Annotated in this window: 12 protein-coding genes; all 12 read left to right on the top strand. The window is 63.7% G+C overall.

From position 1 onward, the window contains the following. Positions 1-366, top strand: a 366-nt coding sequence (locus I2E69_RS14995) for a type IV pilin protein (protein ID WP_229095557.1), incomplete at its 5' end; no start/stop codon positions are given. 5 nt (positions 367-371) lie between these two features. Continuing rightward, positions 372-839, top strand: a complete 468-nt coding sequence (locus I2E69_RS14990; protein WP_195462032.1) for a hypothetical protein — start codon at positions 372-374, stop codon at positions 837-839. Beyond that, the gene (locus I2E69_RS14985; RefSeq protein ID WP_195462031.1) at positions 830-2,248 is read left to right on the top strand and encodes a GspE/PulE family protein; all 1,419 of its coding nucleotides are present in this window, start codon (positions 830-832) and stop codon (positions 2,246-2,248) included. Before I2E69_RS14990 ends, I2E69_RS14985 begins: the two co-directional genes overlap by 10 nt. Before the next feature lie 3 nt (positions 2,249-2,251). Beyond that, a complete protein-coding gene (locus tag I2E69_RS14980; protein WP_195462030.1) occupies positions 2,252-4,117 on the top strand; it encodes a type II secretion system protein GspD in 1,866 nt (621 codons plus the stop codon). Further along, entirely contained in the window at positions 4,114-5,064 is a 951-nt protein-coding gene (locus I2E69_RS14975; RefSeq protein ID WP_195462029.1) for a hypothetical protein, read from the top strand. The genes I2E69_RS14980 and I2E69_RS14975 overlap by 4 nt, the downstream gene beginning before the upstream one ends. Continuing rightward, positions 5,061-5,555: a hypothetical protein gene (locus I2E69_RS14970; protein WP_195462028.1), complete on the top strand. Its 495-nt coding sequence runs from the start codon at positions 5,061-5,063 to the stop codon at positions 5,553-5,555. Before I2E69_RS14975 ends, I2E69_RS14970 begins: the two co-directional genes overlap by 4 nt. 4 nt (positions 5,556-5,559) lie before the next feature. Beyond that, entirely contained in the window at positions 5,560-5,955 is a 396-nt protein-coding gene (locus tag I2E69_RS14965) for a hypothetical protein (protein WP_195462027.1), read from the top strand. Then, positions 5,952-6,416: a hypothetical protein gene (locus tag I2E69_RS14960; RefSeq protein WP_195462026.1), complete on the top strand. Its 465-nt coding sequence runs from the start codon at positions 5,952-5,954 to the stop codon at positions 6,414-6,416. The genes I2E69_RS14965 and I2E69_RS14960 overlap by 4 nt, the downstream gene beginning before the upstream one ends. Beyond that, on the top strand, positions 6,413-7,621 hold the full coding sequence (locus I2E69_RS14955; protein WP_195462025.1) for a hypothetical protein: 1,209 nt from the start codon (positions 6,413-6,415) through the stop codon (positions 7,619-7,621). Before I2E69_RS14960 ends, I2E69_RS14955 begins: the two co-directional genes overlap by 4 nt. Continuing rightward, entirely contained in the window at positions 7,609-7,956 is a 348-nt protein-coding gene (locus tag I2E69_RS14950; RefSeq protein WP_195462024.1) for a hypothetical protein, read from the top strand. Before I2E69_RS14955 ends, I2E69_RS14950 begins: the two co-directional genes overlap by 13 nt. Beyond that, the gene (locus I2E69_RS14945; protein WP_195462023.1) at positions 7,944-8,429 is read left to right on the top strand and encodes a hypothetical protein; all 486 of its coding nucleotides are present in this window, start codon (positions 7,944-7,946) and stop codon (positions 8,427-8,429) included. The genes I2E69_RS14950 and I2E69_RS14945 overlap by 13 nt, the downstream gene beginning before the upstream one ends. Beyond that, positions 8,413-9,143, top strand: a 731-nt coding sequence (locus I2E69_RS14940) for a type II secretion system F family protein (RefSeq protein ID WP_195462022.1), incomplete at its 3' end; no start/stop codon positions are given. The genes I2E69_RS14945 and I2E69_RS14940, both read left to right, overlap by 17 nt.

Here is a 9,143-nt window from a genome sequence, read left to right as displayed (position 1 = left end):
GAGTTGCTGGTCGTTCTGGTTATTATCGGCATTTTGGTTCTGATCGCTTTGCCGAATCTGATGCCGTTGATATCGCGGGCTAAGGCCACGGAGGCGCAGCAGCAGTTGACCTACCTGCATACGCTCCAGAAGAGTAATTTCTACACCTATTCGCGCTACTCGCTGTCGCTGGACGAGTTGGGTTTCGAACAGTCGAAGCTGGTCACGGACGGCGGTCAGGCTAACTATCTGATCGAGATCGTGGAGGCTACGGAGCATGGTTTCCGGGCTACGGCGACGGCGGTTGTCGATTTCGACGGCGACGGGACGTATAACGTTTGGGAGATCAACCAGGACAAGGAGTTGAAAGAAACCGTCAAAGACTGAGCACCATGCTATTTTCCTGGTCTTATCTGCTGTTGCTGGTTCCCGCCGCGCCGCTGGCATACGACGATTTCCGGCTGCGCCGTGTCGCCGTCGTGTGGCTTGCGGTGCTCGGAGTCGGGAGTTTCGGCGTGTCGTGGCAGGTGCAGGGCTTCGATGCGGCGCTGCTCGGCACGGTCCTGAATACGGTCCTGCTGTCGGTTCTCTGCGCAGCTTTGGCGGGCTGGCATCTGTTGCGTGGCAAATCCTTCGGAACGTTCTTTCGCCGTAGTTTCGGTGCGGGCGATGTGGCGATGATGTTCTCCGCGACGCCGCTTTTCAGCCCTGCGGGCTATGTGCGTTTTCTGCTTGCGGGATGCGTGGCGGCGCTGGCGTGGTGGTGCGTGAAGCGGCCTGCGACGCTTCCGTTTGCTGGAATCCTTGCCCTCGTACTTGTGGCTTTTGTCCTTTGTAAAACGTTCGGATTATGGAACTGACGCACCCGATCCCCACGGAGGTCATCCAGCTTCTGAGCGCTTCCGAAGCAGGCGAATACCGCCTTGTTCCGGTTCGGCGTCAGGGTGCGGATATCTGCTGCTATGGAGCCGCGGGCCGGGATTACGGGGATGCCTGCGCCGAACTGGAGGTGCTCTACGGCTGGCATGTCACGGTCGAGCCGGTCGCCGACGAGCTTTTGCAGCGGCTCCTGCTGCAATACTACCGCCCGGATACGGGGCCTAAAACCCCGGCGGGCAACCGCCTGACGGACATTTCGTCGGGGCAGGGCTTCCTGATGTCGCTCATCGGCGAGGCGCTGCGCGATTATGCCAGCGACATCCACCTCGAACCCTACGAGGAGCGCTGCCGGGTACGCCTTCGCATCGACGGCAAACTCACGGAACGCTACGTCGTCGAACGGACGCAGTACACGCCGCTCGTGAACCAGATCAAAATCCTCGCGAACCTGGACATCTCCGAGAAGCGTCTTCCGCAGGACGGGCGCATTCTCTACGACCGCGACGGCAGCAAGTTCGACGTGCGCGTTTCGACGCTTCCGACAATCTACGGCGAGAAAGTCGTGCTGCGCCTGCTGACACGCCATGTCGAACTGCTGGAACTGAAAAACCTGGGTTTCTCGCCGCGGCAGTACGACGATTACTGCCGCTCCATCGCGCGCCCGTTCGGCATGGTGCTGATCTGCGGACCGACGGGCTCGGGCAAGAGTACGACGCTCTACGCCACACTGCGGCGGCTGAATGCCGTTTCGGAGAATATCCTCACCATCGAGGACCCGATCGAGTATACGCTCGAAGGGGTCAACCAGACGCAGTTGAAGGAGGAGATCGGGCTGACGTTCGGCAGCGCGCTGCGCACGTTCCTGCGCCAGGATCCCGACATCATCATGCTGGGTGAGATCCGCGACGGCGATACGGCGCAGATGGCCGTGCGCTCGTCGCTGACGGGTCACCTGCTGTTTTCGACCATTCACACCAATACGGCATGGGGCGCCGTGGCGCGCCTGTCGGACATGGGCGTGCATCCCTACCTGGTGGCCAATACGCTGGTTATGACCGTCGCGCAGCGCCTGGTGCGCCTCTTGTGCCCGCATTGCAAACGGGAGACTGCGGCGACGGACGAGGTGCGGCGGCTGGTTCCCGACGCTGGGATGCACTTCGAGGCCGTGGGCTGCGAACGATGCTTCTATACGGGTTACAGCGGCCGGCGCGCCGTGTATGAAGTGATCCCGATGGACGACAGCCTCTCGGCTGCGGCGCGCGACGGACTCTCCGACGTGGCTCCGCTGCTTGCCGCGCGCGGTATCCCGTCTTTGAAAGACGCCGTTGTAGACCTTTTTCTGCGGGGTGAAACCTCGCTCGACGAACTGATTCCCCTGCTGAACTACTAGCCTATGAAATACTTTTACCTGCTTCTCCTGCTGTTTCCCGCCTATTGCGCCGCCCAGGGCGACACGGCCCGCTTTGCGGCGGTCGACCGCACGCTGGAAACGCTGGTCGACCGTGATTCGACCTTCGCCCGTACGGTCGACGTTACGGCGGGGCGTCTGCCCCTCGCGGAACTGCTGCGCAATATCGCGCGCGCGAGCGGCGTAAACCTCTCGGTGCGGAGCGTCGAGAACGTGCCCGTTTCGTGCAACTTCACCCGGGCGCGTGTCGACGACCTCGTGCGGTTCCTCTGCCGCGAGTACCGGCTCGACGTGGAGACCACGGGTAATATCCTCTCGGTCTTTCCCGCCGCGCCTGTCCCCGCTCCGCAGCCCGATCCGGATGTCTTTTACAATGCCGCCGACACGACGCTGTTCTACGACCTGCGGGGTGAGCGGCTGATCGACGTGGCGAAGAAGATCACGACTTTCTCGGGCCGCAACATCATCGTTCCGCAGCCTTTGTACGATTACAAGGTCTCGGGTTATGTGCGGGCCATGCCTTTCGACGGGGCCCTTCATACGCTGGCCTCGGTCAACGGCCTTACAGCCGAGAAGGATGCGCAGGAGGTGTGGACCCTTTACCGCGAGCAGGCCGCACCGCAGGAGGGCGGCGCCGCGGGCCCGTCGTATACGCGGCGGCGGCAGTTCTCGCAGAACGAACTGCTGGCCGACTCGCTCGGGCGCATCACGGCGCATATCGCGCGGGGCAATGTGCAGGATATTATTCTCGACCTCTGCGAGCAGTTGGAGCTGAACTATTACTTCAAGTCCCCCGTGAGTCTGACCACGGGCATCTGGGTCGACGACACGGATTTCGAGACGCTGCTGGCCGTGCTGCTCAAGGGTTCGCAGTATTCCTACTACTGCGAGCGGGGCATCTGGGTTTTCGGGGCCTCGCAGGGCGACGGGCTCTCCTCCGCGACGATCGTTCCGCTGGCTTTCCGGGCTGTTTCGAAGGTCGAGGAGATCATCCCTGCGGCCCTGAAACAAGGGGTCGAACTGAAAACCTTTCCGGACCTGAACAGCCTGGTCCTCTCGGGCGACCGGAGGGACGTGGTGCGTGTCGAGACGTTTCTTCGGTCGGTGGACAAACCCGTGCCGCTGATCACGATGGAGATTATCATCGCCGACATCACGAAAAGCAATATCCGGGAGATCGGCATCGGCGGCGGGGTAGGCAAGTCGCCCGCGCAGACTTCGGGGACGCTGGGGCCGGGCGTCGATATGATGTACAGCGCGGGAGCCGTCAACAACCTGCTGCAACGCATGCAGGGGACGGTGAACCTGGGGCGTGTGACGCCGAATTTCTACCTGAGCCTGCAGGCCCTCGAAGAGAACGGCACGATCCGCCTGCAATCCACGCCCAAACTCTCGACGCTCAACGGCCACGAGGCGACGCTCACCAGCGGCGAGACGCAGTACTACAAGGAGGTGCAGAATAACTATTACGGGACCCAAAACCCCATTTCGTCGGAATCGTACCAGTGGAAATCGGTCGATGCGAACCTGTCGATCAAAGTTACGCCTTACGTTTCGACCGACCGTCAGATCACGCTGGAAATCGAGTTCGAGCAGACCGAGTTTACGGGCCGCGAGCAGGAGAACGCCCCTCCGGGAACCGCCACGCGCAGTTTCAAGTCGATCGTCAAGGTCCAGAACGAGGAGATGGTCCTGCTGGGCGGCCTGGACCGTAATTCGATGGAAAAGTCCTCGCGGGGCATCCCGTTCCTGGCGCGTGTCCCGGTCATCAAGTGGTTCTTCGGCAAGGAGAAACGCAACAAGGTCGAACGTACGCTCAACGTTTTTATCAAACCTACGGTTATCGAATGAAACTGCTTTCCCGCATCCTGAACCGCATTGCCTTTGTCCGGGCGGACTTTGCCGCCGACGGGAACTGCCGCACGGAGGTTTTCCTGTGGCGGACGGGCGGCGTGGCTCCGGCCGAACGGAGTGCGGCGAAGGGCCTGCTCGCGGCCGTGGTCGTATGCGGCCACGGGGTCGTAACGAAACCCGACGGTTCGCAGATCGCCGCCCGTATCAAGGCCGATCCGGAGACCTTCCTGTGGAGCTCGGCCGGCGGCGGGACCTCCTTTGTCCGGCGGGAACGGCTCGGCGCACTGACCGAAGAACTCGCGGCGGAGGGCATCGTTCCGGTGCGCATTTTCTGTGCGGATGCCGGGGCCGGTTTCGAAACCCTGGCGGAAGAGTTTGCCCGGCAGGTTTATGCAGACCTGCGCTGGTGCTCGCTCATGCGTCCGGGCGCCGAATCTTCGGCGGCGGCACAGGCTGTGGTGCGGCGTGCGGCGCTTCCGGTGCTGGGCCTGTTCCTGTGCGTGCTGGCCGCGAATGCCGTGTTCTCCCCGCGGCTGAATGCCCGGCGGCAGGCGTTGCAGCAGCAGATCACGGCGCGGGAACGTACGGCCTCGAACGCCGCATCGGCGGGAGCCCGGCAGCGGGAATTGCTGGCGGAGTTCTCGAAACGCCCGGCTGCGCCGTGGGCCCTTGTGTGCGACCGGGTCGCCGGAGCGGTTCCCGAACGGGTCGTGCTGACGCAGTTGGCGGTCGAACCGCCTACCAAACGCTTCGAAGCCCGCAAACCGCTGCAACGGCTCGAAGGCCGGGTCGTCGTCTGCGGAACGGCTCCGGAGGCTTCCGACGTGTCGGCATTCGTGCGGCGGCTTTCGGAGGAGGCCTGTTGCCGCGGCGTGCGGCTTATGAATGTGGAAAAGGAACGCGACGGCGACCGGCTCTCGTTCCGCATCGAGACTGCCTTATGACGTTGCCTTACAAATATCGTGGAATCGTGCTGCTGGCCGGACTGGCGGTGGTCCTGCCGTGGATTGCATGGCATTTCGCCCTGTGCGATACCTGCGCGGCGCTGCGCGACTGCCGGCACATGGCCGCACGGCTGGAAACCCTCGAGCCCGAAACCGCACAGCCCGCGGCGGTCGGACCCGGGGAGTGCGAACTGGTCCTCTCGGGCGGACTGCTCGACACGGTGCGCCGGGCCGCCGCGGAACGCTCGGTGCAGGTCGCGGGCTACGAACCGCTTGTCACGGCGGAACACGACGGCGTGGCGGTGCATACCGCGCAACTGACCCTGACGGGCGGCTACGCCTCCCTGCTGCGGGTTGTCGATACGCTCGAACGCACGCTTCCCGCCTGCCGCCTGCGTTCGCTCGTCTGGCAGGCCGTGCCGGACCGGCGGACGCGGAAAATCCGGTTGACGCTGACGCTTTATATCCAGCAAATCGTACTTAAAAAATAATGCCATGAACAAACTGCTGCCCCTTTTATTTGCCCTGCTGGCCGTCGGCTGCGAGGTGCTCGAAGAAGATATTTCCGGCGTGCAGGTGCGGATCACCGCTCCTTCGGACCGGGTTTCGGTGGCCGCCGGAGGCGTCGGCTTCCGCTGGGCGGCCACACAGTATGCCGTCGGCTATGAATTTACGGTGGTCGAGCCCTCGTTCGCCGCCGCCGGGCGCATCGTGGCCGATACGGTGATCTACGCCGATTCGCTCGCTCGCAGTTACGGCTGCCGCGTGGAACTCACGGCCGGCGAATACGAATGGTCCGTCACGGGGTTCAACGGCGGTTACAGGACCCGTACCGAGGTCCGGAGACTTACCGTTACGGCCCCTGCGGACACCGAAACCCCGGAGCCATGAAGTCCCGCTGGACGACCTGCCTGCTGCTGGCGGCCGTTGCGGCGGTCTGGGGCGTCGTGGCGTGGAAAATCTTCGCTCCCGCCGGCGATGCCATTCCGGCAGCCCGTCCGAAGCCCGCGCAGGTCTCTGCCGCGCCGCCCGCCGCCGACTCGCTGCGGCTCGACTATCCGGACCCGTTCCTGAAAGGCGCGCTGCGGCATGTGGCTGCCGTGCGTCCTGCGGTGCGGAGCCTCCCGGCGCCGAAGGCCGCCGCTCCCAGGCGTGAACGGGTGAAGATTGCCCACCTGGGAACCATCACCTCGGCGGGTGGTCCCCTCTATATCCTGACGGTCGGAGATACCCAGTATGAACTGACCCGCGGCGATTCGGCCGGAGGGTTCGCGCTCACGGCCTGCGACGGGGATTCGCTTTATCTGTGTAAGGACGGCGTGACGTACGGCGTAAAACGGTGCGGGCCATGAAACCCCCGGGCACATATCTGTGCGGGAACGTACTGCCTACGGTGGTCGTGGTGTCGGTGGTGATGCTGACGGCGCTGCTGGGCCTCATGATGCTGTGGGAACAGGAGTCGCTGCTTTTCGTCCGCAGCCAGCGGCTCCGCCAGGCCCGGGCCGACGCCGAATCGGCCTATACGCTTTACCGGTTGCATCCCGACGATGCCTCGCTGGCCGCTTCCGAAGGCTGCCAACTCTACGACTCCCTGCCGCGGTCGCGGGTCTTCGTCCGGACACAGCCGTGGGGATTGTACGAGGCCGTGCGGGTCCGGACTGCCGATTCGCTGCTGCATGTCTGTCGCCTGTACGGCGCAGAACCCGATGCCCCGAATACGCTTTTTTATGCCGACAACCGTTCGGCGGTGACACTTGCCGGGCAAACCCGCTTGCAGGGGACGTTGCGCCTGCCCCAAAACGGACTGGTCTACGGGCGCGTAGGTTCCGATTTCTACCGCGGGCCGCAGTTGCCGCACACGGCCATCCTGCATGCCGAGGGCGGACTGCCGCAGCCCGATCCGGCCGTCCTGCGGCGCATTGCCGCGCTGTTTACCCGGTCGGAACTATCGCCGGATACGCTTCCCGACAGCCTTTTCCACTCTTTCCTGCGCGATTCCGCCGCTGTTTTCCGGCTCGGCAGCGCCGAGGTCGGCGATTGTTCGCTCCGGGGGCGCATCGTGCTTTACGCCGACTGCCTGCGCATCGACTCGACCTGCCGCATGGAGCACCTGCTCGTCGTGGCGCGTAAGATCACGGTGGGCGGCGGTGCGCGCATTGCGGCGCAGTTGTTCGCCCGCGACACGGTCGTCGTCGAAGCGCGTGCCGTGCTGGAATACCCTTCGGGAATCTATGCCGGGCAGTATGCCGAGGTCGGCGACCGGGCCGAAGTCAACGGTTATGCGGTCGTTCGCGATACGGTGCGCCGCAAAAAGGTGACGGCTTCTTACCGCCAGTCGCGCACGGCGCGGCTCCGCGGACTGCTCTGGGTCGACGGCGTGGCCCAGGTGCAGGGCATCGTCGCGGGGCGGGCGGTATTGCGGCAGGCTGTTTATTTCTCGCCCCAGGGCTACTACAAAGACATGTTCTACGGGGTGACATTGCTTGAAAATCCCGTGACGGCGCAGCCGCTCTGGCTCGCATCCGCGCGGAGAAAGGAGGCGGCATGCGCAGACTGAGGGGTGCGTCGCTGCTGGAGGCGATCGTCGCCGCCGTGCTGTTTCTGACGGTTTTTGCAGCGGTCATGGAATTGTTGCCGCGTCTGACGGTGCGTGACGACGACGCGCTGCTCGTGGCCGAGGCCGATTACCGTGCCGGACGGGCTTTCGACAAGTACGCCACCGGGCTATGGCCCTCGGGCGAATATGCCGAGGCCTACGACTGGGGAGCGGTCACGGTGTTGGTCGAAGCCTATCGCGGGTTTTCGGATGTGCAGGTCGTGACGGTCTCGGCGCGCATCGGCGGCAGCCGCAAACGAATCACCCTCAAGCAACTGGTCGAATGCCGGGACTGAACCATACGCTGCGAGGCTCGACACTGGTCGAGACGCTGGTGATGATGCTCGTGGCGGGTGTCGTCTTCCTTGCCGTGATGGACGGCCTGACGCTTTTTACCCGCCTGCAAACCCGGCGCGCCGGGGTGTTGCTGGAGAACGGACGCCGCCGCGACGGGTATTTCCGGTTGGAGGCATTGACCGCGGGCGCCGACAGCATCTGCACCGGGTGCGAAGGGGTGGCTGTCTTTTGCAGCGGCAGGCAGTCGGTATTGGCTTTATGCGACTCGGCGCTGGTTTACCGTACCGGGGAGTTCAGGGATACGCTGCTGTCGGGTGTTGCCGGGCTGCGGCTCTCCGGGACCGACCCCGATACGCTGGAGGTGGCTCTTGCGGAAGGGTTCGTGGTTCGATTCCTGGTGGAACCTCCGCCGGCGGAGCAGTACAGGAGGTCGCTGGCGATTATTGAAGAAGGCTATGACTACGAAGAATAAGATAACGGATGCCCGGCGGGAGGTATTCTACGCCGAACTGCATGCCCTGCTGACCGCAGGGCTGGATTTCTCGCACGCCTTTGCGCTGTTGATCGAGGGCGAGCGGGATGCGCGGATGAAAGGGCTTCTGAAGGGGCTTTACGATGGGGTGGTGGGCGGCTCGGCCCTGTGGCAGGCCATGGAGCGCAGCGGGGCGTTCCGGCCCCTGGACTGCGGCGTGGTGCGCATCGGCGAGCAGACGGGGCGCCTCTCCGAAACGCTCGAATTCCTCGGCGGCTATTACCGTAAGCGGACCGCCCAGCGGCGGATGGTCTCCTCGGCGGTGAGTTATCCGCTGGTGATCCTCTGCACGGCCGTAGCGGTCGTGGCCTTTATGCTGGCCGTGATCGTCCCGATGTTCGAGCAGGTCTACGCCCGCATGGGCGGCGAACTGCCGGCCCTGACGCGCTGGATCATCTCGCTCTCGAAATCTTTTCCCGCTTATGCCGCCGCAATCGCGGTTGCCGGGAGCGCTGCATATATCATTCTATACACCAACCGAAACCGAAAGGAGGTACAACGATGGACTTCTGAACTCATGCTGCGCCTGCCCGTTGCGGGCGCGATTATCCGCAAAAACCATCAGGTGCAGTTTTGTAAACTGCTCTACCTGCTCTGTACGTCCGGGGTTCCGCTGCTCACGGGCGTGGGGATGCTCTCCGACGTAATCGGCTT

The sequence above is a fragment of the Alistipes sp. D31t1_170403_E11 genome, from assembly GCF_015553985.1.
GTDB classification, from domain to species: Bacteria; Bacteroidota; Bacteroidia; order Bacteroidales; family Rikenellaceae; genus Alistipes; species Alistipes montrealensis.
The sequence above is the reverse complement of the archived record's forward strand: the minus strand, read 5'-3'. Positions and strand labels throughout refer to the sequence as shown.